At 60.7% G+C, this 23,591-nt stretch carries 21 protein-coding genes and 1 rRNA gene; 11 read left to right on the top strand and 11 right to left on the bottom strand.

All coding sequences use genetic code 11. The features are described from left to right. The first annotated feature begins 112 nt into the window (after positions 1-112). A 5S ribosomal RNA gene (gene rrf, locus ACM3N8_RS22210) occupies positions 113-227 on the top strand. Between the two features lie 364 nt (positions 228-591). Next, entirely contained in the window at positions 592-1,224 is a 633-nt protein-coding gene (locus ACM3N8_RS22205; RefSeq protein ID WP_290019777.1) for a LysE family translocator, read from the top strand. Positions 1,225-1,316: 92 nt separating this feature from the next. Here ACM3N8_RS22205 and fis read toward each other — a convergent pair whose 3' ends face one another. Both fis and dusB read right to left on the bottom strand, forming a co-directional pair. Continuing rightward, positions 1,317-1,613 (bottom strand): DNA-binding transcriptional regulator Fis, encoded by a 297-nt coding sequence (gene fis, locus ACM3N8_RS22200; protein WP_005309538.1) that lies wholly within the window; start codon positions 1,611-1,613, stop codon positions 1,317-1,319. A 25-nt stretch (positions 1,614-1,638) separates the two neighbouring features. Further along, entirely contained in the window at positions 1,639-2,604 is a 966-nt protein-coding gene (gene dusB / locus ACM3N8_RS22195; RefSeq protein ID WP_043135312.1) for a tRNA dihydrouridine synthase DusB, read from the bottom strand. A 290-nt stretch (positions 2,605-2,894) separates the two neighbouring features. On the opposite strand from dusB, the gene ACM3N8_RS22190 reads away from it, so the two are divergent. From ACM3N8_RS22190 to ACM3N8_RS22175, 4 genes are all read left to right on the top strand, one after another. Then, positions 2,895-4,283, top strand: a complete 1,389-nt coding sequence (locus ACM3N8_RS22190; protein ID WP_172955282.1) for a TolC family protein — start codon at positions 2,895-2,897, stop codon at positions 4,281-4,283. Between the two features lie 73 nt (positions 4,284-4,356). After that, a complete protein-coding gene (locus tag ACM3N8_RS22185) occupies positions 4,357-5,361 on the top strand; it encodes an HlyD family secretion protein (RefSeq protein WP_084213951.1) in 1,005 nt (334 codons plus the stop codon). Further along, positions 5,361-6,500, top strand: coding sequence for an ABC transporter permease (locus tag ACM3N8_RS22180; RefSeq protein ID WP_290019785.1), 1,140 nt, complete (start codon positions 5,361-5,363; stop codon positions 6,498-6,500). The genes ACM3N8_RS22185 and ACM3N8_RS22180 overlap by 1 nt, the downstream gene beginning before the upstream one ends. Positions 6,501-6,570: 70 nt before the next feature. Next, positions 6,571-7,791: an ABC transporter permease gene (locus ACM3N8_RS22175; protein ID WP_290019786.1), complete on the top strand. Its 1,221-nt coding sequence runs from the start codon at positions 6,571-6,573 to the stop codon at positions 7,789-7,791. A 59-nt stretch (positions 7,792-7,850) separates the two neighbouring features. On the opposite strand, the gene ACM3N8_RS22170 is transcribed toward ACM3N8_RS22175, so the two are convergent. From ACM3N8_RS22170 to ACM3N8_RS22160, 3 genes are all read right to left on the bottom strand, one after another. Further along, on the bottom strand, positions 7,851-8,486 hold the full coding sequence (locus ACM3N8_RS22170; RefSeq protein ID WP_290019787.1) for an SDR family oxidoreductase: 636 nt from the start codon (positions 8,484-8,486) through the stop codon (positions 7,851-7,853). Positions 8,487-8,620: 134 nt separating this feature from the next. Further along, complete coding sequence (locus ACM3N8_RS22165) at positions 8,621-9,475, bottom strand: DnaA ATPase domain-containing protein (protein WP_042866153.1); 855 nt, start codon at positions 9,473-9,475, stop codon at positions 8,621-8,623. A 71-nt stretch (positions 9,476-9,546) separates the two neighbouring features. Continuing rightward, complete coding sequence (locus tag ACM3N8_RS22160; RefSeq protein WP_274452570.1) at positions 9,547-10,245, bottom strand: DnaT-like ssDNA-binding domain-containing protein; 699 nt, start codon at positions 10,243-10,245, stop codon at positions 9,547-9,549. A gap of 398 nt (positions 10,246-10,643) precedes the next feature. Here ACM3N8_RS22160 and ACM3N8_RS22155 point away from each other — a divergent pair, with 398 nt between their 5' ends. After that, a complete protein-coding gene (locus tag ACM3N8_RS22155; protein WP_043554002.1) occupies positions 10,644-11,615 on the top strand; it encodes a response regulator in 972 nt (323 codons plus the stop codon). Positions 11,616-11,689: 74 nt separating this feature from the next. On the opposite strand, the gene ACM3N8_RS22150 is transcribed toward ACM3N8_RS22155, so the two are convergent. The 3 genes from ACM3N8_RS22150 to ACM3N8_RS22140 form a co-directional block, all read right to left on the bottom strand. Continuing rightward, the gene (locus tag ACM3N8_RS22150; RefSeq protein WP_042866150.1) at positions 11,690-13,087 is read right to left on the bottom strand and encodes a peptide MFS transporter; all 1,398 of its coding nucleotides are present in this window, start codon (positions 13,085-13,087) and stop codon (positions 11,690-11,692) included. Between the two features lie 213 nt (positions 13,088-13,300). After that, positions 13,301-14,212, bottom strand: a complete 912-nt coding sequence (gene galU / locus ACM3N8_RS22145) for a UTP--glucose-1-phosphate uridylyltransferase GalU (RefSeq protein ID WP_043135330.1) — start codon at positions 14,210-14,212, stop codon at positions 13,301-13,303. Positions 14,213-14,305: 93 nt separating this feature from the next. Beyond that, entirely contained in the window at positions 14,306-14,626 is a 321-nt protein-coding gene (locus ACM3N8_RS22140; RefSeq protein ID WP_042866149.1) for a ComEA family DNA-binding protein, read from the bottom strand. 166 nt (positions 14,627-14,792) lie between these two features. On the opposite strand from ACM3N8_RS22140, the gene cysQ reads away from it, so the two are divergent. Next, complete coding sequence (gene cysQ / locus ACM3N8_RS22135) at positions 14,793-15,563, top strand: 3'(2'),5'-bisphosphate nucleotidase CysQ (RefSeq protein WP_416016601.1); 771 nt, start codon at positions 14,793-14,795, stop codon at positions 15,561-15,563. Positions 15,564-15,653: 90 nt separating this feature from the next. Here the strand turns inward: cysQ and ACM3N8_RS22130 are convergent, their stop codons facing one another. From ACM3N8_RS22130 to ACM3N8_RS22120, 3 genes are all read right to left on the bottom strand, one after another. After that, a complete protein-coding gene (locus ACM3N8_RS22130) occupies positions 15,654-15,950 on the bottom strand; it encodes a YciI family protein (protein WP_043135321.1) in 297 nt (98 codons plus the stop codon). A gap of 24 nt (positions 15,951-15,974) precedes the next feature. Then, positions 15,975-16,526, bottom strand: coding sequence for a septation protein A (locus tag ACM3N8_RS22125; protein WP_042866146.1), 552 nt, complete (start codon positions 16,524-16,526; stop codon positions 15,975-15,977). A gap of 114 nt (positions 16,527-16,640) precedes the next feature. Next, positions 16,641-18,146, bottom strand: a complete 1,506-nt coding sequence (locus ACM3N8_RS22120; RefSeq protein WP_290019790.1) for a pyridoxal-dependent decarboxylase — start codon at positions 18,144-18,146, stop codon at positions 16,641-16,643. Positions 18,147-18,359: 213 nt separating this feature from the next. On the opposite strand from ACM3N8_RS22120, the gene trhA reads away from it, so the two are divergent. The 3 genes from trhA to ACM3N8_RS22105 form a co-directional block, all read left to right on the top strand. After that, complete coding sequence (gene trhA, locus ACM3N8_RS22115) at positions 18,360-18,995, top strand: PAQR family membrane homeostasis protein TrhA (RefSeq protein WP_043135324.1); 636 nt, start codon at positions 18,360-18,362, stop codon at positions 18,993-18,995. Positions 18,996-19,113: 118 nt separating this feature from the next. Further along, positions 19,114-20,775: a putative transporter gene (locus ACM3N8_RS22110; RefSeq protein WP_098982529.1), complete on the top strand. Its 1,662-nt coding sequence runs from the start codon at positions 19,114-19,116 to the stop codon at positions 20,773-20,775. Positions 20,776-21,002: 227 nt separating this feature from the next. Continuing rightward, on the top strand, positions 21,003-23,591 hold a 2,589-nt coding region (locus ACM3N8_RS22105; RefSeq protein WP_416016600.1), incomplete at its 3' end, for a retention module-containing protein.

The raw sequence follows: 23,591 nt of genomic DNA, 5'->3' as shown, positions 1-23,591 counted from the left end.
AAGTGTTCTGAGACTTGTAGCAAGTGCGAGACTACTTACAAATTCAGTGATAGCGACCAGGCAATAGCCAATCAGTCGTTACTCACGTCAGCTTTCTGGATTGAAGAATTTGCCTGGCGGCCATAGCGCCGTGGAACCACCTGATCCCATGCCGAACTCAGAAGTGAAACGCGGTAGCGCCGATGGTAGTGTGGCATTCGCCATGCGAGAGTAGGACACTGCCAGGCACCCAACATTGAAAGCCCGCTCAGATGAGCGGGCTTTTTTATTGCCTGATATTCAAGCGTCGGGTTGCAATAGCTAGGTGATGCTTTCCTTCTGACCCCCTCAGCTGTTCATTTCTCCCCCGCATTGTTCCGGATGGCTGCGCCATCCAGCGTGATATATCCCCGACCATGTCGTTTGCTGGCGCTAACGAAGGCTGGGATGTGGGTTCTGCTCAATATCCTCTCAACCTTGGGTTCCAACTCGGACTAATGTGCACCAGGCTTCTCTGCTATTCCCTTCGTTGATAATCACTATTGCTGCGATGGGGGATGACAATAGACGCGGGATCCATAGACTGTCTCTTTCACGAGCAAGGAGCCGTGTATGTTGGGGATCCACGATCTGGCGTTGTTTATCGTGTCTGGTTTGCTGTTGAACATGATGCCCGGGCCGGATTCCCTGCTCATCATGCTGCGCAGCGGCTCTCAGGGTTGGCGGGCGGGTTCAGTGGCGGCGCTGGGGATTGGGACGGGCACCATGGTGCATGTGCTGGCGGCTGCACTGGGGTTGTCGGCTGTGCTGAGCGCCTCGGCCGAGCTGTTCGCCGTCATCAAGTTGATGGGGGCGCTCTATCTGGTCTACCTGGGGCTTTCCATGTTCTGGCAAGGCACCAAGGCTTCTTCCGCCACCAATGCAGCTGTGGCGTTGCCTGTGCTCTCTTATGGCCGGATCTATCGGCAGGGATTGCTGACCAATGTGCTCAATCCCAAGGTAGCGCTCTTCTTCCTCGCCTTCGTGCCCCAGTTTATTGCCCCCGATGCGCCGCAGAAGGCGCTGGCCTTCATCCTGCTGGGCTGCATCTTCAATTTCAACGGCATGATCTGGTGTCATCTGCTGGCATTTTCAACCGCCTATGCAAGCCGCAAGGTACGTTTGCCGGCCCCGCTGGGCCTTTGGCTCAACCGTCTGATGGGGGGGCTGTTCGTGGGGCTGGGCATCAAGTTGGCCACGGAGTGAGACTCTGCCATTAGAGACAACCGGGCATAGAAAAAGGCGTATCCCATCGCTGGAATACGCCTTCGTCTGCACTGCTGCAGGTCTGATCGAGATCAGTTCATGCCGTAGCGCTTGAGTTTCTTGCGCAGGGTGCCACGGTTGATGCCCATCATCACTGCGGCGCGGGTTTGGTTACCGCGGGTGTATTGCATGATCACGTCCAGCATGGGAGCTTCGACTTCGGAGAGGACCATATCGTACAGATCAATCACTTCCTGACCGTTCAACTGGGCCAGGTAGTTACGCAGGGCCTGTTGCACAGAGTCACGCAGGGGGCGCTGGGTCGGCTCGGCAGCGTGATTGTGAGTAGTTGTTACCAATGCATCAGAAGTCAGGGTTTGTTCGAACATATTCGGTCGGCTCTTTAGTTATGCGTTAACCTAATCCATCGAAATACGCTTCGAGTGCCTCTAGTTGTGCGTCTGCACAATCCAGGGCATTGAAGTGCTTACGGAATTCTCGGCCCGTCTCTTCTTCATCCAGATACCAGCCCACGTGTTTACGGGCAATGCGCGCTCCCAGATATGCACCATAAAACTGGTGCAGGTTGGTTACATGCTCGTTCATCAGGGTGCGAACCTCTTCCCTTTCAGGAGGCGGCAGCTTGGTACCCGTTTCAAGAAAATGACGGATTTCCCGGAAAATCCAGGGTCGTCCTTGCGCTGCACGGCCGATCATCACGGCATCAACGCCGGTATAGTCGAGGACATACCGGGCCTTCTCCGGGCTGTCTATGTCGCCATTGGCGACAACAGGAATCGATACGGCCTGCTTAATCGCCTTAATCGTGTCGTACTCAGCGTGACCCCGGTAGAGGCAGGCACGGGTACGACCATGCACGGCGAGGGCCGCGATACCGCAATCTTCGGCGATTCGGGCGATCTCCTCGCCATTGCGGTTATCCGGATCCCATCCTGTGCGGATCTTCAAGGTAACAGGCACCTTGACTGCATCCACCACGGCCCGGCAGATGGTTCTGACCAGATCGGGATGACGCAGCAGGGCGGAACCTGCCAACTTCTTGTTCACTTTTTTTGCTGGACAACCCATGTTGATGTCGACGATCTGAGCGCCCTGCTCCACGTTGTAGCGGGCGGCAAACGCCATCATCTCGGGGTCGGCTCCGGCAATCTGGACCGATCGCAAGCCACCTTCTGCAGAGTGATCCATTCTCATCCTGGTTTTCTGGGTATCCCAGACATCCGGGTTGGCCAGCAGCATCTCGGAAACGGCCATGCCAGCGCCCAATCGCAAACAAAGTTCACGAAATGGTCGGTCTGTTACACCGGCCATGGGAGCCACAATCAAGGGAGTTTCAAGCGTGTGGGGACCTATCTGCATTCCACGGTTACCATCGGCTTAGGGCGGCGTATATTACGCATTTTTTAGTCAGGAGAAAAGGTTAGTATTTGAGCGTCAGCCATTTTTTTCTGAAAAAAACGTCGAGCCAAGGCTTGCAAATTCAGGAGTGCTTGAAAATCAGGCATATTGTCGGGGTGAGTTTACGGGGTCAAATGAGCGAGGGACTCGACGATTTGCCTGTCCCCATCCGGTTGGGGTTTGCGCTATGATAGCGAGCTTGAATCGAGCAAAGGCTCCAAACAATTTTATTACAAACAGATTGGGGATGTATGACGTCAAGGTTCATCAAATCTCTCTACCCGTGTCTGCTGGGTGCCGTGCTGGGCTCTGCCCAGGCGCAGACCGTCAGCTTCGGCGAGGCCTGGAGCCGGGTCATCCAGCAGGATGACGGGCTGGCGGCGGAACAGGCCGGTGTGGATCGGGCGCAACAGTTGCGCGAGGCGGCCAAGGCCATGTATCTGCCCGACATCAGTCTGGGGGCGGATTATGCGCGCATTTCCAAGCCGGATCTGATGGGGCTGGACGACAAGCTGGAAAACTCTCCCGCATTGGGCGCCATTCTGGGGCAGATGGGGATCGACTCCAAATGGCTGGCTTCGTCGCTGACCGAGCAAAATCGCGTCACCAGTTCAGTCAGAATGCTCTGGCCTCTGTTTGTCGGGGGGCGGATCGATGCGATGCAGGATATTCGGTCCGCACAGGTGGATGAAGCCAAGGAGCTGCTGGCCATCAAGCAGCAAGCCAGCTTCGAGAGCCTGTCCCAGACCTATTTCGGCGTGGTGCTGGCGGCGCAGGTGGTGCAGACCAAGCAGGAGATAGAGCAGGGGCTGGCCCGCCATCTGGATCATGCTAGGAAGCTGGAAGCTCAGGGCCAGATCGCCAAGGTCGAGCGGCTGTCGGCCCAGTCTGCCTATGACAGGGCGCGCATCGATACCCAGAAGTCCCGCCGCAGCCTGGAGATAGCCGAGCTGGCGCTGGATCGCATGATCAAGCTCAAGGGAGCCGAACCGGCTACCCAGCTGTTTATCAATGACGATGTACCCCCCTTGGCGGCCTTCGTCGAGGAGACGCTGACGGTGCACCCGGGTCTCAAGATGCTGATCGCCAAGCGTGAGCAGGCGAAGGCGATGATCCGGGCCGAGAAGGGCAAATATGCACCCGAGCTCTTCATGTTCGGCAATTACAACCTCTACGAACGAGATACCCTGGCCGCGAAGATCACCCCTGACTGGGTGGTCGGGGTCGGCGTCAGCATGCCGCTGGTGAGCCGCGACGGCCGCTCCGAGACGGTACAAGCGGCCAAGAGCGCCGAGCTGCAGGTCAATCTGCTGCAGGCCAAGACCCGCGAGGATCTGGAGCTGCTGGTCGAGAAGACCTGGCGCGAGGCGGCGCAGGGGCTGGAAGAGTACCAGTCTCTCTCCTCCACTCAGGCGCTGGCCGAGGAGAACGTGCTGCTGCGGGACAAGGCATTCGGGCAGGGGCTCTCCACCTCGCTGGATGTGGTGGATGCCCAGAACCAGCTGGCCGGGGTCAAGACCCAGCGTGCCGCTGCCGCCTATCAATATGTGATCTCGCTGGCGCGCCTGTTGGCACTCTCCGGTCAGATGAACAGTTTCAATCAATATCAGCATGGTCAGGCGATCGAGGTGAATTCATGATCGCGGCCCTGTCTGTCCCGTTTTCCATGTCTGTTTCGACCGCCAAGGGTCGCCCGTTTGTCGAGGTGAATGCATGAGTCATCCCCCCATCAAGAAGAAGATGAGCCAGGCCAAGCCGCTGCTGCTGCCACTGGCGCTGGTCCTGCTGGTGATCTGGCTGGGCTGGCGTTTCTGGCTCGCCTATCAGCCCGAGCCGGTGCGCCTGCAGGGCCAGGTTGAGGCGCAGCAGTATTCGGTCTCCTCCAAGGTGGCGGGCCGCATCGACGAGGTGCTGGTGAAGAAGGGCGACCAGCTGGCCCGGGATCAGCTGGTGTTCACCCTGGCCAGTCCCGAGATCGAGGCCAAGCTGAGCCAGGCCAAGGCGGGTCAGGCTGCGGCCGGGGCCATGGCCGAGGAAGCGGAGAAGGGCGCGCGTGCCCAGCAGATCGCGGGTGCCAAGGATCAGTGGCAAAAGGCCAAGGCGGCAGCCCTGCTACGGGCCAAGACCTATGAGCGCATCGCCAGCCTGCACCGGGATGGCGTGATGCCGTTGCAGAAACGGGATGAGGCCTGGACTGCCTGGCAGGCAGCCAAGTACAGCGAAGGCATGGCCTGGCAGCAATACCAGATGACCCTGGAAGGGGCGCGGGAAGAGACCAAGGTGGCGGCGCGTGAGCAGGCCAACATGGCGGCGGGCTCGGTGGCGGAAGTGGAGGCCTATCTGGCCGATACCCGCATCGCCAGCCCGCACGCGGGGGAGGTGTCCCAGGTGCTGCTGCGCAGCGGTGAGCTGGCGCCACAGGGCTTCCCTGTGGTGACCCTGCTCGACATGCAGGATGCCTGGGCCCAGTTCCATGTGCGTGAAGATCTGCTGCCCCGCTTCGCGCTGGGCACTGAGTTCGATGCCACCATTCCGGGCCTGGGTGAGCAGACGGTGCGTTTCAAGGTGACCCACGTGGCCGTGATGGGGGATTTTGCCACCTGGCGTGCCACGGATACCCGTCAGGGCTTCGACATGAAGAGCTTCCAGGTGGAGGCGCGCCCCTTGCAACCGGTTGACGGTCTGCGAGTCGGCATGAGTGTGCTGGTCGAACTCTGATGAGATGTGAATGGCGGCTGTTGTGGCAGGATCCGTTCGGTCGTGCCCTGATGAGCTGGGTTCCCTTGCTGTTGATGGGAACCCTCTGCTGGATCTTCTCGGCCGGGCTGGCCCGGGATCTCAACGTCGGTCTGGTGGATCTGGATCAGAGCGTCCTCTCCCGTCAGCTGGCGTTCTCGCTGGACGGTTCTGCCGGTCTGCGCCTTGCCGGCCAGTTCGACTCCATCGACGAGGGGGCACGCGCCCTGCGCGGGGGAGACATCTATGCCCTGGTGGTGATCCCTCACCATCTGGAGCGGGATGCCCGTCAGGGTACCCAGCCCAAGGTGACTGTGTTCAACAACAGCCAGTTCATCCTGATCGCCAAGCTGGTCAACTCGGCCTTGTCCCAGGTGGTGGGGACCCTCAACGGCCAGGTGGGCGTACTGGCCGCCATGGCCGATGGCAAGGTCATGTCCGGCGCCCTGGGGCAATCCGTGCCCATCAGCAATCAGGTGACTGCGCTCTACAACATCAACTCCAGCTATGCCCAGTTCCTGCTGAGTGCCCTGTTGCCGGCGGTGTGGCAGATCCTGGTGGTGCTCTATGGGATCAACGCCCTGGCCCGTACCGATCGGCTGGGGCTGGACTGGACCAGCCAAGGGGTCTGGTTCGGCCTCTGGCGCACTTTGCTGCCTCATGTGCTGATTGGGTGGGCCTGGGGTCTGGCGTGGAGCCTGATGCTGTTCAAGGCGTTTGGCTATCCGATGCAAGGCAGCTGGCTGGTGCTGACACTGGGACTGGGGCTGGCTTCGGCCGCCTGCGTCAGCATGGGGGCCTTCTTCTACGGCGTCATCCGGGATCCGGCCCGCGCCCTGTCGCTGGCGGGCGCCTATACGGCACCGGGCTTTGCCTTCATGGGCGTGACCTTTCCGGTCAGTGCCATGGGGGACTTCGCCCAGTTCTGGCGCAGCCTGCTGCCCATCTCCCATTATGTGGAGCTGCAGATAGGGCAGACCAACTACGGCCAGCCGTTCGCTGCGGCCCTGCCCCAGCTCGGCGCCTTGCTGCTGTTCCTGCTGCCCTTGTTGCTGGTTGTTCGTCGTTACCAGCAGCAGGCCGAGCTGGCGCGCCAAGCTGCCGATAAGGAGCCTGCCTAATGTTAGGTTTTTGGGGTTTGATACGGCTCGAACCGTGCTCTGCTGCCGGGCAGTGGAAGGAGTGGATGTCATGCTAGGTTTTTGGGATCTGCTGCGGCTGGAGCTGCGCACCCTGCTGGCCGATCGGGCCATCATGCTGACCCTGTTTGGTGGCGTCTTCTTCTACTCCTTCCTCTACCCGCAGCCCTACCTGCAGCAACTGCCCAGGGAAGAGCCTGTGGTGGTGGTCAATGAGGATGGCAGTCAGCTATCCCGTCAGCTGGAGTTCATGGCCGATGCCACCCCGCAGGTGAAACTGGTGGCACGGGCCAACAGCCTGGAAGAGGCGCGCCAGCTGCTGATGGCGGGGCAGGGGAGCGGCATACTGCACATTCCCCGCCACTTCTATCGAGATCTGATGCAGGGCAGGAGCGTCACCCTGAGCTATGCCGGTGATGCCTCCTACTTCCTGGTCTACGGCACCATAGCCGAGGGGCTGGCGCTGGCGGGTGGCAGCCTGGCGGCCCAGATCAAGGTCACGCGTCTGCTCAGTCAGGGCGAGGCGCTGCCGCAGGCGGCCATGGGCTGGAACTCGGTCGGACTCAATGTGCTGCCGGTGTTCAACCCCACCATGGGCTATGTGAACTACGTGGTGCCCGCCGTGTTCGTGCTGATCCTGCATCAGGTGCTGCTGATGGGCACCGGGATCCTGGGGGCAACCCAGAATCAGCGCAGCGGTCGCGGGGAGTCTGGCTATTGGCAGAGCGCCCCCGTGCTTGCCCTGCTGCTGGCCAGAACCCTGGTGGTGGGCGGGCTGTTCGTGCTGCCGGTGACCTACTTCTTCGGCTTCTGTTTCGATCACTACAACATAGTGCGCACCGCCGAGCCGGCCGAACTGTGGCTGTTCACCCTGCCGTTCCTGCTGGCAACCACCTGGCTTGGCATAGTGCTGGGGGCCCTGTTTACCCGCCGGGATCTGCCGACCCAGGTGGTATTGCTCTCCTCCATGCCGCTGGTCTTCCTGGCGGGCTTCATCTGGCCGCTGGAGCTGATCCCGACCCCCCTCAACTGGCTGGCCCAGTGGGTGCCGAGCACCCCGGCCATCGAGGGCTTCTTGCGCCTCAACCAGATGGGGGCCGAGTTTGCCCAGGTTTCCCGCTACTGGTGGCAGTTGTGGGGGCTGGCCCTGCTTTATGGCGCTCTGGCTTGCCTGCTGCTGCGCTGGCGCCAGCGGTCGCTTGTAGACGAGGCGGTCGCGTCGGGCGGGGTGGCTGCGGAGACGGCAACTGAGCCTGGCCCCTCTGCCAGCTAGACGACATCAGACAGTAAAACGGTCAGCCCCAGGGCTGACCGTTTTGTTATCCGGATTGCTCACCCCCGGCTGAGGGTGGGATCGCCGATGGCGTAGATCTGCCCCATTGCCCGCTCATCGTTCAGCAGCTGCAACCCATGGCCCGCCACATCGGCACGGCGCACCAGGCCGTGCACCTCGCTCCCCTGGCTCAACACGGCCAGTCCTGTGGCCTCGCCATCCTGCAAGCCGGCCGGGCGAACTATGGTCCAGGTCAGCGCGCTGGTCTGCAGCCAGCTCTCCGCCAGACTCTTCAAGCGTACCTCGTGACCGAAGGCGGCCCTGGCCCGCTCGGGCAGGTATTGCCAGCTGTCGCCGCAACCCAGCGAGGTGACCAGCAGCAGGCGTTTGAGCCCGGCCAGCTCCATCTGATCGATCACCTGGCGGTTGCCTTGATAATCGACGGGGGCCGGCTGGCGGAAGCTGCCGAGGGTCGAGATCACCCCGGCCTCGTCACCTGCGAGTGAGCAAGCCTGCGCGACGGCCTGATGGTCGAGGGCGTCTCCCTCAACCACCTCGACTCCCAATGCGCGCAGCTCGGCGGCCATCTCAGGGTTACGGACCAGGGCCACGACCCTGTGGCCCTGGCGCAGGGCGTGTTCGGTGAAGGCGCGGCCCAGCCCGCGGCTGGCTCCGAAGATGAGTGTGGTTGGCATTGTGCTGCTCCCTGTGATGAAAGGGGTAGCCTAGAGGGTTGGCGCAGCGCTGTAAATGAGAGTTGTTTTTATTTGAAGGGGTGAGCAGGGGAAATGCGGCGAGCCGCGGGCGGGTGGCCCGGGCTCGCACAGGATCAGCCGTTGTAGTGGCCTATGTTGGGACGACGGCTGGGACCGCTCAGGTGGATATCCACCGGATTGAACGCCTTGATCGCCTCGAAGCTGAAGTCGCCGATGGCCTGATGCAGGCTCTGCGGGCTGTGGTTGGTGATGATGATGACGCTTTTCGACAGGTTGCGCCGGCGGCGCAGCAGGTGGCCGAGGAAGCTGGACTGGCTCTCCGCCATCTTGGCGCGGTTGGCCGACACCTCGTCGATGATCAGCAGGTCGACCTCTTCCAGTGCGCGGCGGTACTGGTTGCGCTCCTCCTGATCCTGGATCACGTTGAAGAAGAGGCGGTCCACTATGGAGGCCCACTGCTGGAAGATCACCGATTTCTGGTGACGTTCGATCAGCTCGTGGGCCACGGCGCCCGCCAGGGTGGACTTGCCGGTGCCGTAGTCGCCATAGATCAGCATGCAGCCGCCGCCGCTTTTCTCCCAGTGCTCGAAGCCGCTGATGAAGTAGCGAGCCGTCTCCATGGGGTATTGCAGCGCCGGATCGGTGGCATCCATCTTCTCGAATACCCAGTCCGGGTTGAGGTCGGCCTGGGCGATCAGCTTCTGGATCCGCTCCTGGCGGGCCGCCTTCTGCAGCTCGCGCACCTCGGCGTTGGCCTTGGCGTCGTACTCCTTGCGCAGGGTCTCGTAGTCGTACTGGCTGCCACCTGTCTGGGCCTGCAGGCGGCGAATGCGTTCAAGCAGGCCGCCCACGTGCTGGCTCAGTTCGGTGTCGTGCACCCTGTGGTCCTGTTTGGCCTTGGCGATTCTTTTTCGCTTGGCTTCGATCTCTTCCAGCTCCTGGCGCAGGGGATCTTGCGGGTCAGTCATGGAATGCTCCTTCTGCTGGGTCAGGGATGGGGGGGCAAGGCACTGATTTTGCCTGCAGGCGGGGGCCGCTATCAATCATTATCCGGTTCCTGCTGCGGCGCCTGTTCCTGGGTCTGCACTTGGGCCAGCCGTTTGGCCTCTTCTATCATCTGCTGCGCCCGCTTGCTCGGGCCTGAGTCTGCAGGGGCTGACGTGACCTGCTGGTAACCTTTCGCCTCCATCGGCTGGCGACGGACGTAGCGACGGGTCTTGAGGGCACGAATGAACTTGAGCATCCACTGATGCTGGGAGTCGAACACCTCGGGGCGGCCCAGCCAGTAGGCGATGAACTCCCCCAGATCCTCTTCGTTGTAGCTGGCATCTATCACCCCGCACAGGCGGGCGAGGGCGGGCAGCTCCTCATCCGGGCGCCACTGCAGGTGCATCTGGAAGGGGCGCTCCGGCAGCGGACTGCGCACCTTCTGGGTCAGCAGCGGCAGCAGGAACGGGCACTGATGGTAGTGCTCACTGTCGGCCTGCGCCTCGACCTGCAGCAGCCCGGCCTCCATCAGCTCGTCGAACAGCTCGGTCAGTTGGCGGGCGTTGACCTGAAAACAGAAACCGCTGGGGTCGCCGGGATCGACCACCGCCAAGGCTCGCCCAAGTTCGGGATAGTTGAGCCGGGCCAGCTGATTTTCCTGCACCAGTCTGCGCAGCTGCAGGGTATAGAGGCTGCGAGCCGGATGGGACAATCTGGGATGGGCGAGGGCGCTGTATTCGGCTGGTGTCATGGTGCTCTTCACGATCTGGAGTGGAGGGCATTATCCCCCATGGCGGGGTCTCATACAATTGTGCCGCTCGGGCAGGGGGCCGGCAGGCCTGTTTGTGGTGCGGGAATGAGGTTTGGTTCCACCCTGGTGGCAATAGCGGGCGTGAAATGAGCCGGGCATGCGTACTGGCATGGCGCCTTTTTTGGGGTTGCTGGCTGGCTAAAAGACCAACATTCTCGCCGGGATCATTGCGCCGTGCGGGCGGCATTACCCGCTCTTTTTCAAACAGTTGGCTGCCAGAATAGCCATATGGCATACCCGCCATTACGATTATGCAATCATCTGATTGGTCAAGCCCGCCCCTTATGGTCTAGGCTTAATACTCAAATAACTAATTGACTAATAAGAGCTTTGTCAAGATGTCAAAAGCCGGACTACGGATCCTGGTGGTGGAAGATGAAGCGGTTTTTCGCCACTCGCTGGTAACTTATCTCGAGCATGACGGGGCGTGCGTGTTTCAGGCCGAGGACGGGATTGAAGGCCTCTCTGCCGCTGCGCTCTACCACCCCGATATAGTGCTGTGTGACCTGAACATGCCCAACATGGATGGGCATGAGGTCATCGCCTGCCTGTCTGCCCGCTATCCCCATATCCCCGTCATCGTCATCTCCGGGCAGAGCAAGATGGAGGCGGTCGAGCGGGCGTTGCGCGCCGGTGCCTGCGATTTTCTGATCAAGCCGGTCTCGGACTTCGGTCAGGTGCGCCGCAGCATAGATCAGTGTCTGGCGGCCAACTATGGTCACGGGCAGCAACTGGAGCTGATGGATCACATCGACTTCTTTCGCGATCACGACAAGGCGGCCACCCGTCTGCTGGCCTGGTTGAGGCCACCCGGCCTGCAGGAGTGGGGCCCCTGGCAGGTGACGTTCGAGGGGATGGGCAACCTGTTCATTCCGGACACCTTCAAGCTGGACGACAAGCTGCTGGTGCTGGTGATGGAGCTGCCGGTCCTCGGGGTGGATGCCGCCTTCTGCGGCGCCCTGGTGCGTTCCCTGATGAATGCTCCCTATCGCCAGTTTCAGCACAAGGAGAGCCTGCTGCTGACCCAGCCGCACCGGCTGCTCGACTACCTCAATCTGCAGCTCATCGAATCCGGCCTGCGCCACTCCTTCGCCATGGCCGCCCTGCTGTTCGATCAGGAAGATGGTCTGGTGTTTGCCAATGCCGGGCTCACCTCACCGCACTGGTTGATGCGCTCCGGCGGCCTGCCGCTCGGTTTGCTGCGCAGCAGCCACTACGCGCTGCACAAGCGCAGCTGGCACGAGCCGTTTGACCTGCAGTTTCGCAGCGACAGCGGCAGCGCCCTCCATGTGCAGGTACGCCACCACTGAGGCAGATCCGCCACAGACAGAAACAAACAGGGCGCCCATTGGGCGCCCTGTTTGTTCATCACAATCCGAACCGGTTAGACGGTGGCAGACTGCAGTTTCTTGTCGTGCTCTTCCGGCTCTTTGGCCGGACCTTCGGCACCGTGCATCCAGTAGACCAGGCGGTTGGCCATGGTCAGCAGGATCAGGGCGCTGATCACGGCGGCGATGGCGATGCCGCCGAAGATGGCGATGGCACCGGACTCGCCGACGAAGGAGCCGACGAAGCCGGCGATGTAGTTGGCCAGGGCAACGAAGCCGAACCAGGCACCCATCATCAGGGAGGCCAGACGCAGCGGAGCCAGCTTGGTCACCATGGAGAGACCGATCGGAGAGAGGCAGAGCTCACCCAGGGTGTGGAACAGATAGGCACCGACCAGCCAGAACATGGAGGTCTTGACGGCCTGATCGCCACCTTGCTCCAGCACGGCACCGATCATGAACAGGAAGCCCACGGCCAGGAACAGCAGACCCATGGCGAACTTCACCGGGGAGTTCGGCTCTTTGCTGCCGAGCTTGATCCAGATGGCCGCGACTATGGGGGCGAGCGTGATGATGAAGAAGGGGTTCAGGGACTGGAACCAGGCGGTCGGCACTTCGAAGCTGCCGATCATGCGGTCGGTATATTCCTGCGCGTACAGGTTCATCAGACCACCGGCCTGCTCGAAGCCAGCCCAGAAGATGATGGTGAACAGACCCAGTACCAGGATGACCTTGATGCGATCCACTTCCTGCTTGGTCAGCGGCGCCTTCTGCTCCTTGGAGCGTTGCTCGGCGGCGCGCTGGGCGGCCGGTACACGACCTATGTCACCCAGGAAACGCTGGGCCATGGTGGCCTGCACTACCAGGGAGAGCAGCATGCCGATACCGGCGCTGACGAAGGCGGCTTGCCAGCCGTAGGCAGTCGCGGCGGCGCCACAGATCACGCCGGCCAGCAGGGAGCCCAGGTTGATGCCCATGTAGAAGATGGTGAAGGCACCGTCACGACGGTGGTCACCTTCCTTGTACAGGTCACCCACCATGGTGGAGATGTTCGGTTTGAACAGACCGTTACCCAGGATCAACAGGGCCAGGCCCGCGTAGAAGACGTTGTTGACCATCTCCGGGAACATGGCGTGCGGCAGGGCCAGGGTGAATTGACCCGCGGCCATGAAGATGGCACCGATCAGGATCGCACGGCGTTGGCCGAGGAAGGTATCCGCCAGCCAGCCACCTATGATGGGGGTGATGTAGACCAGACCGGTATAGATGCCGTACAGCTTGAGGGCGTCGGCCTGAGTCCAGCCCATGCCGCCGTTGGCAGTCATGTCAGTCAGATAGAGGACGAGCACGGCACGCATGCCGTAATAGGAGAATCTCTCCCACAGTTCGGTACTAAAGAGCAAAAAAAGCCCTTTAGGGTGACCTAAAAAGGTCCCTTTGGACGGATTATTCATTGGAACTTCCACCTGTGTCTTATATTTTTTTAGGAATTTTATGCAAGGGCTAGGAACAAGCCTTAATCCTTATAGAACAAGCGTGATTAAATTACAATATTATGATTTAGCGATATTTTATCTATCAATGGTTGAATATTTGTTTATAAAATGAAAAAGGGCATCGAATGATGCCCAGTATATAATTCTATTAACAGGTTAAATATTCAGCTATTACAACTGTTTGACGAACTGTTTCAGCCACGCAATGAATTCACCGTTCAGTTCCGGGTGGCGCACGGCATATTCCACGTTGGCTTTCATATAACCCATCTTGCTGCCGCAGTCGTGACTGCGACCCTTCATGAAGTAGGCGTTGACCTGCTCCTGCTCCATCAGCATGGCGATGGCGTCGGTCAGCTGGATCTCGTCGCCGGCACCGGCCGGCGTCTTCTCCAGCAGTGGCCAGATGTTGGAGGAGAGCACGTAACGGCCGACCACGGCCAGGTTGGAAGGGGCTTCGTCACGGGGCGGCTTCTCGACGATGGCCTGCATCGGCAGGGACATGCCTTCGCTCAGGGCCTCGCCCTTGATGTCGGCGATGCCGTATTTGTCCACTTCGCTCTCGGGGACGGCTTCCACCATGATCTGGCTGATGTGATCCTCTTCGAACATGTGCACCATCTCGGCCAGGTTGTCCTGCTTGAGGTTGCTGGCCACTTCATCGATCAGCACGTCAGGCAGCAGGACCGCAAACGGGTTGTCGCCGATCAGCGGGCGGGCACATAGCACGGCATGACCCAGACCTTTGGCTTCGCCCTGACGGACGTGCATTATGGTGACGTCTTTGGGACAGATGTGTTGTACCTCTTCCAGCAGCTGTCGCTTGACCCGCTTTTCCAGGGTCGCTTCCAGCTCGAAGCTCTTGTCGAAGTGGTTCTCGATGGAGTTCTTGCTCGAGTGCGTCACCAGGATGATCTCCTTGATGCCGGCGGCGATGGCTTCGCGCACCACATATTGGATCAGCGGCTTGTCGACCACCGGCAGCATCTCTTTCGGGATGGCCTTGGTGGCGGGCAGCATGCGGGTGCCCAAACCGGCAACAGGAAGAACGGCCTTGCGTACAACGAGCGGTGTCTTTTTCATGGAGAGAGTCCAGAGATACAAAGTGGGCTCATGATACCCGAAGAAAAATAGGGCAGCCACAGGCTGCCCTCATGATGGGGAGGTCCAAAGCGGTTACTTGACGATGATCATGTCCCGATTTGCTTCCAGGGTTGCCGGCCCTATGCCGCTGACATCGGCAAGTTGTTCGACCGTGGTGAACTTGCCCTGCTTCTCGCGAAAATCGACGATGGCCTGGGCCTTCTTCTCGCCGATCCCCTTGAGGGCAGTTAACTCATTGATATTCGCCGTATTCAGGTTCACCTTGCCGCTCTCCTTCGCGGTGGTGACTGTGGTGGCTGGCTTGGCAGCCGGCTTGTCGGCGGCCAGCAGAGGCTGGCTCAACAGGGGCAGGCAGCTCAGCAGCAGGGTGGCGGTCAGGGTCTTGTAGTTCATGGCGTCACGTCCTTGTGTTGTGTGGAATAGCTATTGAGAATTAGCCGAGTTACGCCACTTTTTGTCTGTCATTTATGACACTTTATAAGTCAGAGCAAACGGCTATAAGCCTCCCTCATTCAAAATGGGTACACTGTGCTAACCATTTGACCAGGATGTCTTTTCTATGTTTTTTCCCGCAATTTCCGAGCTGGAGCCCATAGCCCGCGCCGCCGGTGACACCATCATGGCCATCTACAGCCAGCCCTTTACGGTGGAGTACAAGGGTGACGAGAGCCCGCTGACCGCAGCCGACAAGGGGGCGCATGAGGTGATAGTGCAGGCGCTGGCAGGGCTCACCCCCGATATTCCTGTGTTGTCGGAGGAGTCCGGTCCCGAGGTGATGGGGTTGCGCCATGGCTGGTCACGCTACTGGCTGGTGGACCCGCTCGACGGTACCAAGGAGTTTGTCTCCCGTAACGGCGAGTTCACCGTCAATATCGCGCTGATTGAGGATGGCAAGCCGCTGTGGGGTCTGGTCTATGCCCCCGTGCTGGACCGGCTCTGGTATGGCGGCAGGGAGGTCGGGGCCTGGCGTGTGGCCGATGGCAAGCGTGAAGCCATCCAGACCTTGCCTCATCAGGAAGGGGCGCCCTGGCGGGTGGTGGGCAGCCGCAATCACCTGTCCCAGGCTACCCTGGATTACCTGGCGCGCTTTGGTGACATAGCGCGGGGCGAGATTGAGCTGGTCTCCATGGGCAGCTCTCTCAAGTTTTGCATCATTGCCGAAGGGGGCGCCGAGCTCTATCCGCGCCTCGCCCCCACCTGCGAATGGGATACCGCTGCGGCGCAGGCTGTGCTGGAAGGGGCCGGAGGCAGCGTGACCCAGCTCGATGGGTCACCCCTGGTCTACAACAAGCCGGACATCCTCAACCCCTGGTTTGTGGCACAGGCCTGATCTGCGTCTCTTGTAGCGCGAATCCCAATAAGAAGGCCGGACATTGTCCGGCCTTCTGCATTCTTGGAGCCTGCCCAGTCTGTGGCTGACTCAGAACACTTTCTTGAACGGCTTGATGGTCACCCTGGCGTAGACACCGGCCGCCACATAGGGGTCGGCATCGGCCCAGGCCTTGGCATCGGCCTGACTGGCAAACTCGGCGATGACTGTGCTGCCGGTGAAGCCCGCATCGGCGGGATCGTCGGCATCGATGGCCGGGTTGGGGCCGGCGGTCAGCAGCCGGCCTTCATCCTGCAAGGCCTGCAGCCTGGCCAGATGAGCTGGGCGCACCTGCTTGCGCAGCGGCAGACTGTTGGGAACATCTTCGGCGTAGATGAGATACCACATGAGAGGATCCTTTTCTGATGGCGGTTATTTTTTCAGCTCGCCTTTCTGCTCGGCGGGCAGGTGGCGGTAGAGATAGACACCGCTCAGCAGGGTAAACACCAGCGTCATGCCAAGCAAGCCGAACACCTTGAAGTTGACCCACATCTCCTGCGGCAGGTTGAAGGCCACGTAGAGGTTGAGCAGGCCACAGGCGGTAAAGAAGCCGACCCAGGCCAGATTGACTCTATCCCAGATGGCATCCGGTGCCTGCAGCTCCTTGCCCAGCATCTGCTTGATCAGGTTCTTGCCAAAGCCGTAGCGGCTGATGAGCAGGCCCAGTGCGAACAGCACGTTGATCACTGTGACTTTCCACTTGATGAAGGTGTCGTCGTGGAAGAAGACGGTGAGGCCGCCGAAGAAACCGACCAGCAGGAAGGTAAACAGCTGCATCTTCTCGACCTTGCGATAACGCACCCAGCTGTAGATGAGCTGCAGACCGGTCACGACCACCAGGGCGCCGGTGGCCGTGTAGATGTCGTAGAACTTGTAGACCGCAAAGAAAACGATAAGTGGAATAAATTCAATAAATTGCTTCATGTCTGGCTCATAGCCCTCAAAAAAGACCGCAAAATTTTGTCCAGTCTACCTGCAAGGTAGACAACGGCAAATGAATAAGACCGCCCATTTGGCGTCCAGTTCCCTGTCGCCTGCCTAGCCGAACAGCCGGCGGGAAATCTGGTCACCCAACCGCTTTTGGTCCGCCAGCAGCTCGCGAATATGCCGCTCTTCGATGAGCGGATTGAGCAGCACGGCGCGCAGCAGGGTGAGCGGCTGGGCACAGTAGCGCCCTACCGCCCGCTGGGTGCGGGAGACAAAGCTGTGCCCCTCGGCTCGCTGGGCTTTCTGCAATGCGACGTTGAATGCGTTGATCTGGTCGTTGGCCGCCTCGTCCGGCGCCTTGCCCTGCAGATGGGGGGGAATGCAGCGGTAGGAGAGCAGGTTCATCACAGGGGCCGACATCAGTTCGAAGGCGGGGTCGGCATTGATGAGCGCGGCCATCAGGCGGGCTCTGTCGTAGTTGACCTCGATAAGCCGGGCGTAACCCTGCTGGCCAAACAGCTGGAAGGCCGCATCCAGATAGAGCGCATTGGCGGGGCGGGTGCCCTCCAGGGTGAAGCGGCCCTGATCAAAGGAGCTGGCACGGATGGCGTAGGGTGCCTCCCGCTTGACCGTCATCATGAGATCCGGCTGGCGGCAGAGCAGCATGCCGGTACCGAGCGGCACCAGCAGTTGCTTGTGACCATCCAGGGTCACGGTATCGGCCAGTTCAATCCCTGCAAGCAGCCCCTGATAGCGGGGCGAAAACAGGGTCGGGCCGCCCCAGGCGGCGTCCACGTGGAAGTGGATCTGCTCGCGGGCCGCGATGGCCGCCAGCTCGGGCAGGGGATCGATGGAGCCAAAATCGGTACTGCCGGCTACCCCGACCAGCGCCAGCACCTTGAGCTTCTGCTCCTTGCACTGGGCAAGAGCCTGTTCCAGCGCCGCCATGTCGAGCCGGTTCTGGTCGTCGGTCGCGAGGCGCCAGACGCTGTGCGCGCCCAGCCCCAGCAGATCCATCCCCTTGTCGAAGGAGTAGTGCATCAGCCGCGAGCCCAGGATCACGGCGCCGCGATAGCCCTGCTCATAGAGGGCGAACAGGTTGTCGCCACAGGCACGGTTGCGCGCCAGCCAGAGGGCGGTGACGTTGGCTATGGTGCCGCCGCTGGTCATGACGCCGAGGGCGGCATCCTTGGCATGCATCTGCTCGTCATAGAAGGCGTCGTCGGCGCGATAGATGAGGCGGTGCAGCTTGGCCAGCACCTCCCGCTCCAGAAAGCTGAGCAGGCGGGAGGACTCCATCTTCATCGGATTCTGGTTGAGCATCACCAGCAGGCGTGACAGCTCGGCGGTAAAGGCCGGCAGTGGCGCCGTCATGTGGCCCATGTAGCGTGGCGAGGTGAGATGGGAAGCGCCGGGCACCAGGCTGGCCAGCCGGGCCAGGTAGTCATCCATGGAGATGCCGATGGCCGGCATGCAGGATTGATCGAGCTGGTGGGTGAAGTGGTCGCGCTGGTAGGGGGCCTGACTGTCATCCGAGTGGTGGAAGGTCTCCAGCAGGGCCGTCACGGCCTGGCCGAAGGCCGGATCCGGTAGTGCAAACAGTTCAGTCAACTTCATCAGGTTCTCCAGACCGGGTTGCCAGGGAGTCACTGTGTGGTGAGCAGCCGTGGCGGCAGCAGCTAGGTGGGCATCGGCCGCAGAGCATACACCAAAGGCAAACGGGTGACAGCCATGAGCGCTGGCCAAATCAGATACCATCCTCTTTAAGCTAACACTTGTACTCTGAAATGACGGCGGCTAGAGTGAGCCCAGTTTGGGCAGGAGTATGCAATGAGCAGTGTGACGGATTATTCTCCCCGCGAGGAGTTGGCCAATCGCCTCAGCCACGGCTTGGGGCTGGTGTTCGGGATCCTGGGGTTGATCCTGTTGTTGAACAAGGGCTGGGAGCAGGGCACCCAGGCGCTCATCAGCTACAGCCTCTATGGCGGCAGCCTGGTGCTGCTCTATCTCGCCTCGACCCTGTATCACAGCATGGCGGAAGGGGCCGCGAGGCGCTGGTGCAAGGTGTTTGATCACTGCGCCATCTATCTGCTGATCGCCGGTACCTATACCCCCTTCCTGTTGGTGGCGCTCGATACCCCGCTGGCCCAGGGGCTGATGGTGGTGATCTGGGGGCTGGCGCTGGCAGGGGTGGTGTTCAAGCTGCTCTTCATCAACCGCTTCAAGAAGCTGTCGCTGTTTACCTATCTGATGCTGGGCTGGTTGTCGCTGGTGGTCATCTATCAGCTTTACATCCATCTGGAGGGGGAAGGCTTGCTGCTGCTCGGGCTCGGTGGTCTCATCTACAGCCTGGGGGTCATCTTCTATGTGGCCAAGCGCATCCCCTATAACCACGCCATCTGGCATCTGTTTGTACTGGGCGGCAGTGTTTGTCACTTTATGGCCATTTATGGTTATGTCGCCTGACTAGCCCTTAATTGGTATTTATTGCCGCTCAAAAGGATAAATTCGTGCGGTATCACACAGTTGGCGTCGGCGTTTGCTGACAAGCTAGGGACAGTTCAATTCGCAAAGGATGCACGAAATGAGTGATATCGCGCTTTCCATCAGCATGTTGTCGCTGGTGGCAGTGCTGGGGCTCTGGCTGGGAAACTGGCGAGTCTATGGCGTTGGCTTGGGGATCGGAGGTGTGCTGTTCGGTGGCATCATAGTGGGCCACTTCGCCGGCCTCTCGGGTCTCGCATTGGATGAACAGACCCTGCACTTCATTCAGGAGTTCGGGCTTATCCTGTTTGTCTACACCATAGGCATCCAGGTCGGTCCCGGCTTCTTCTCCTCCCTGCGCAGTTCCGGCCTCAAGCTGAACGGTTTCGCCGCCCTGCTGGTGTTGCTTGGCTGCGCGGTCGCGGCGGCGCTGCATCAACTGTTTGACGTGCCGCTGCCGGTGATCCTGGGGGTCTTCTCCGGCGCCGTGACCAACACGCCTTCCCTCGGTGCGGGTCAGCAGATCCTGGCCGAGCTGGGGGCCGTGCCCGGTTCAACCGGCTTGATGGGCATGGGCTATGCCGTCGCCTATCCGTTCGGCATCTGTGGCATCCTGCTCACCATGTGGCTCATTCGCATGTTTTTTCGCATCAAGATCGACGAAGAAGCAGCCCAGTTCGAGCAACAGGCCGGCAAGACCAAGGAGAGCCTGCAGACCATCAACATAGCGGTGCGCAACCCCAACATGCACGGCCTGATGCTGGGGGAGATCCCGAGCCTGGACGAAGCCGATGTCATCTGTTCCCGCCTCAAGCGTGGCGAGGAGCTGATGGTGCCGCGGCCGGACTCGCGCATCGAACTCGGCGACCTGTTGCACCTGGTGGGTGAGCGGCACGCGCTGCACAAGGTGTTGCTGGTGTTGGGGGAGGAGGTGGAGACCTCGCTCTCGACCCGCGGCACAGATCTGCGGGTGGAGCGGGTGGTGGTGACCAACGAGCAGGTGCTCGGCAAGAAGATCCGCGATCTCGACATCAAGCAGAAGTACGATGTGGTGATCTCGCGCCTCAACCGGGCCGGCATCGAGCTGGTGCCGACCAGCCAGACCAGCCTGCAGTTTGGTGACATCCTCAACCTGGTGGGTCGACTCGACGCCATAGAGGCGGTGACCAATGTGGTGGGCAACGTGCAGCAGAAGCTGCAGCAGGTGCAGATGCTGCCGGTGTTCATTGGCATAGGTCTGGGCGTGCTGCTCGGCTCCATCCCCTTCTATCTGCCCGGGTTCCCGGCGGCACTCAAGCTGGGTCTGGCGGGCGGCCCCCTGGTGGTGGCGCTGATCCTGTCGCGGATCGGCAGCATCGGCAAGCTCTATTGGTTCATGCCGCCGAGCGCCAACCTGGCGCTGCGGGAGATCGGCATAGTGCTGTTTCTGGCCGTGGTGGGCTTCAAGTCAGGTGCCGGTTTCATCGACACCCTGATCAACGGTGATGGCCCGGCCTGGATGATGTACGGTATGGCAATCACCCTGATCCCGCTGCTGGTGGTCGGTGTGCTGGCCCGCCTGTATGGCAAGATGAACTATCTCACCCTGTGCGGATTGCTGGCCGGTTCCATGACGGATCCTCCCGCCCTGGCGTTTGCCAACGGCATGCATCCCACCAGTGGCGCCAGCGCCTTGTCGTACGCCACCGTCTACCCCCTGGTGATGTTCCTGCGGATCATCTCCCCCCAGTTGCTCGCCATCCTGTTGTGGGCGGGTGCCTGATCATGACCCGGACGGGAGCACAGCGATGTGCTCCCGTCATCAAAATGCAACACATTGATCATCTTGATTTTATTAATTCCTTTCCCCGTCATTGACCCTTCTGTTTAACCGGCCGATCCAGCTTCAAATCAGTCTATCCATTCGAATTTTCTAACTGGTTTCTGGCGCCGTTCACGGGCACATTAGACGGTGGAATATTGCATGCCAATAGAGATTCAGGAGAGAACATGAGCAGCCACAATATCGCATTGGATCAGGACGTCGTCGTTACCCAGTTGAAAGGCAAAATCTATTTGGTCGCTGCAGATGGCAGCCAGAAGCCACTTGCTGAAGGCGATGTCCTGCCCAAGGATGCGGTGCTGATCACTCCTGAAGGCGCCAGCTTCAACGGCGGCAACCAGACTTTCACCCTGAGCCCGACCAACGAGCAGCAGGCTGAGGATGAAACGTCTCAGGCGCCCTTGCTGGCCCAGAATCAGGATGTGCCTGCCGGCAATCCCGATGACATAGCGGCCCTGCAACAGGCCATTCTGGGTGGCACCGATCCGACCAAGGCATTTGAAGCGGCGGCGGCCGGCGGTGCTCCTGCCGCAGGCGGTGGCAATATCGGCGGCGTGGCGGGTGCCAGCGGCAATGGTGGTTTCGTCACCATAGATCGCATCGGCGATGCCACCATAGCGGCGGCGGGCTTTGATACCGCCACCCAGGCCGACACTGGCGTGATTGGCGATGCGTTCGCGGGTGAGGAAGATCAGCTGATCGACTTGGTGCCACCGGTGATCACAGTCTCCGCCCCTGACAATACCAACGACACGACCCCGACCCTGACCGGTACCACTGATGCCCCCGCAGGCAGCACAGTGACCCTGCTGGTCACGGATGCCAATGGCAATCAACAGACCCTGACCACGACCGTCAATCCGGATGGCACCTTCAGCGTGGATGTTACCACACCGCTGGCGGACGGCTCCTATACGGTCACCGCCAATGTCACCGATCCTGCCGGCAACACAGCCACAGCCACCGATGATGGCAGCGTGGACAGCACAGCCCCCTCTGCTCCTCTGGGGGAGATCCAGGACGGTGCGGACAACGTCATCTCAGCCAACGAGCGTGAAAACGGGGTAGATGTCATCATCCGGCTGCCGGGCGATGCCAAGGCTGGCGATCGTCTCGATGTGGACTGGAACGGTGATGGCGTGCCCGACTCCAGCAGAATTCTGACGACTGACGATATCGGCCGTACCCAGGTCACCCTGACCATCCCCACTACGGATCTGCCGGTCAATGGCCCCATCACTGTGGATGCCACCCTGACCGACCCGGTGGGCAACACTTCACCCAAGGGAACCGACAACAGCGTGGTGAATGCCGCGCCTGTGCCAGGGGACGACCAGTTCACCGTGGAAGAGGACGGGACAGTCACCATCAACGTGCTCGGCAACGACTCCGACCTGGATGGCGATAGCCTCAGCATCACCGCCGTCAATGGCCAGGCCATTGCCGAAGGCGGCTCGGTGGCAATTGGCAATGGTTCCGTCACCCTGACCAACGGCCAGCTGGTCTTTACGCCATCCCCTGATTTCAATGGCAATATTTCGTTCGAATACACAATCACAGATGGTTTGCACAGCGCCACTGGCGGCGTGACCGGAACTGTCACTCCGGTCAATGATGCCGCCATCATTGCCGGAGCCGATACTGGCGCCGTGACTGAAGATGAAACCACCCCGACCCTGACCGAGACCGGCAGCCTTAGCGTGACCGACGTGGACGGCGCCGACGAGGCCAAGTTCGTGGCCGGCAACGGCACCCCGAGCGCCGATGCGCTGGGCAGCCTGACCATCACCGAAGGCGGTGAGTGGACTTATAACGTGGCCAACGGCGACGTGCAGTACCTGGGGCAGGGTGAAACCAAGGTCGAGACCTTTGTGGTCAAGAGCCTGGATGGCACCGAGCACACCGTCACCATCACCATTACCGGCGTCAATGACAGCGCGGTGATCAGCGGTGCTGACACTGGTGCGGTTACCGAAGACGAAACCACGCCGACGCTGACCGAGACCGGCAGCCTGACCGTGACCGACGTGGACGGGGCGGATGAGGCCAAGTTTGTGGCCGGCAACGGCGTGGCCAGCAATGGTGCGCTGGGCAGCCTGACCATCACCGAAGGCGGTGAGTGGACTTATAGCGTGGCCAACGGCGACGTGCAGTACCTGGGGCAGGGTGAAACCAAGGTCGAGACCTTTGTGGTCAAGAGCCTGGATGGCACCGAGCACACCGTCACCATCACCATTACCGGCGTCAATGACAGCGCGGTGATCAGCGGTGCTGACACTGGTGCGGTTACCGAAGACGAAACCACCCCGACCCTGACCGAGACTGGCAGCCTGAGCGTGATCGACGTGGACGGTGCCGACGAGGCCAAGTTTGTGGCCGGCAACGGCGTGGCCAGCAATGGCGCGCTGGGCAGCCTGACCATCACCGAAGGCGGTGCCTGGACTTATAACGTGGCCAACGGCGACGTGCAGTACCTGGGTCAGGGTGAAACCAAGGTCGAGACCTTTGTGGTCAAGAGCCTGGATGGCACCGAGCACACCGTCACCATCACCATCACCGGTGTGAACGACAGCGCGGTGATCAGCGGCAATGACACCGGCGGCGTGGTGGAAGATGAAACCACCCCGACCCTGACCGAGACCGGCAGCCTGACTGTGACCGATGTGGATGGGGCTGATGAGGCCAAGTTTGTGGCCGGTGCGGGCACCCCGAGTGCCGATGCGCTGGGCAGCCTGACCATCACCGAAGGCGGTGCC

Origin of the sequence: Aeromonas sp. A04 (assembly GCF_047780465.1) — a bacterium.
GTDB lineage: Bacteria > Pseudomonadota > Gammaproteobacteria > Enterobacterales > Aeromonadaceae > Aeromonas > Aeromonas bestiarum.
The sequence above is the reverse complement of the archived record's forward strand: the minus strand, read 5'-3'. Positions and strand labels throughout refer to the sequence as shown.

Coding starts and splice junctions, on each gene's coding strand:
- ACM3N8_RS22205 (WP_290019777.1), top strand. CDS start 592: ATGTTGGGGATCCACGATCTGGCGTTGTTTATCGTGTCTGGTTTGCTG.
- fis (WP_005309538.1), bottom strand. CDS start 1,613: ATGTTCGAACAAACCCTGACTTCTGATGCATTGGTAACAACTACTCAC.
- dusB (WP_043135312.1), bottom strand. CDS start 2,604: ATGCAGATAGGTCCCCACACGCTTGAAACTCCCTTGATTGTGGCTCCC.
- ACM3N8_RS22190 (WP_172955282.1), top strand. CDS start 2,895: ATGACGTCAAGGTTCATCAAATCTCTCTACCCGTGTCTGCTGGGTGCC.
- ACM3N8_RS22185 (WP_084213951.1), top strand. CDS start 4,357: ATGAGTCATCCCCCCATCAAGAAGAAGATGAGCCAGGCCAAGCCGCTG.
- ACM3N8_RS22180 (WP_290019785.1), top strand. CDS start 5,361: ATGAGATGTGAATGGCGGCTGTTGTGGCAGGATCCGTTCGGTCGTGCC.
- ACM3N8_RS22175 (WP_290019786.1), top strand. CDS start 6,571: ATGCTAGGTTTTTGGGATCTGCTGCGGCTGGAGCTGCGCACCCTGCTG.
- ACM3N8_RS22170 (WP_290019787.1), bottom strand. CDS start 8,486: ATGCCAACCACACTCATCTTCGGAGCCAGCCGCGGGCTGGGCCGCGCC.
- ACM3N8_RS22165 (WP_042866153.1), bottom strand. CDS start 9,475: ATGACTGACCCGCAAGATCCCCTGCGCCAGGAGCTGGAAGAGATCGAA.
- ACM3N8_RS22160 (WP_274452570.1), bottom strand. CDS start 10,245: ATGACACCAGCCGAATACAGCGCCCTCGCCCATCCCAGATTGTCCCAT.
- ACM3N8_RS22155 (WP_043554002.1), top strand. CDS start 10,644: ATGTCAAAAGCCGGACTACGGATCCTGGTGGTGGAAGATGAAGCGGTT.
- ACM3N8_RS22150 (WP_042866150.1), bottom strand. CDS start 13,087: ATGAATAATCCGTCCAAAGGGACCTTTTTAGGTCACCCTAAAGGGCTT.
- galU (WP_043135330.1), bottom strand. CDS start 14,212: ATGAAAAAGACACCGCTCGTTGTACGCAAGGCCGTTCTTCCTGTTGCC.
- ACM3N8_RS22140 (WP_042866149.1), bottom strand. CDS start 14,626: ATGAACTACAAGACCCTGACCGCCACCCTGCTGCTGAGCTGCCTGCCC.
- cysQ (WP_416016601.1), top strand. CDS start 14,793: ATGTTTTTTCCCGCAATTTCCGAGCTGGAGCCCATAGCCCGCGCCGCC.
- ACM3N8_RS22130 (WP_043135321.1), bottom strand. CDS start 15,950: ATGTGGTATCTCATCTACGCCGAAGATGTTCCCAACAGTCTGCCGCTG.
- ACM3N8_RS22125 (WP_042866146.1), bottom strand. CDS start 16,526: ATGAAGCAATTTATTGAATTTATTCCACTTATCGTTTTCTTTGCGGTC.
- ACM3N8_RS22120 (WP_290019790.1), bottom strand. CDS start 18,146: ATGAAGTTGACTGAACTGTTTGCACTACCGGATCCGGCCTTCGGCCAG.
- trhA (WP_043135324.1), top strand. CDS start 18,360: ATGAGCAGTGTGACGGATTATTCTCCCCGCGAGGAGTTGGCCAATCGC.
- ACM3N8_RS22110 (WP_098982529.1), top strand. CDS start 19,114: ATGAGTGATATCGCGCTTTCCATCAGCATGTTGTCGCTGGTGGCAGTG.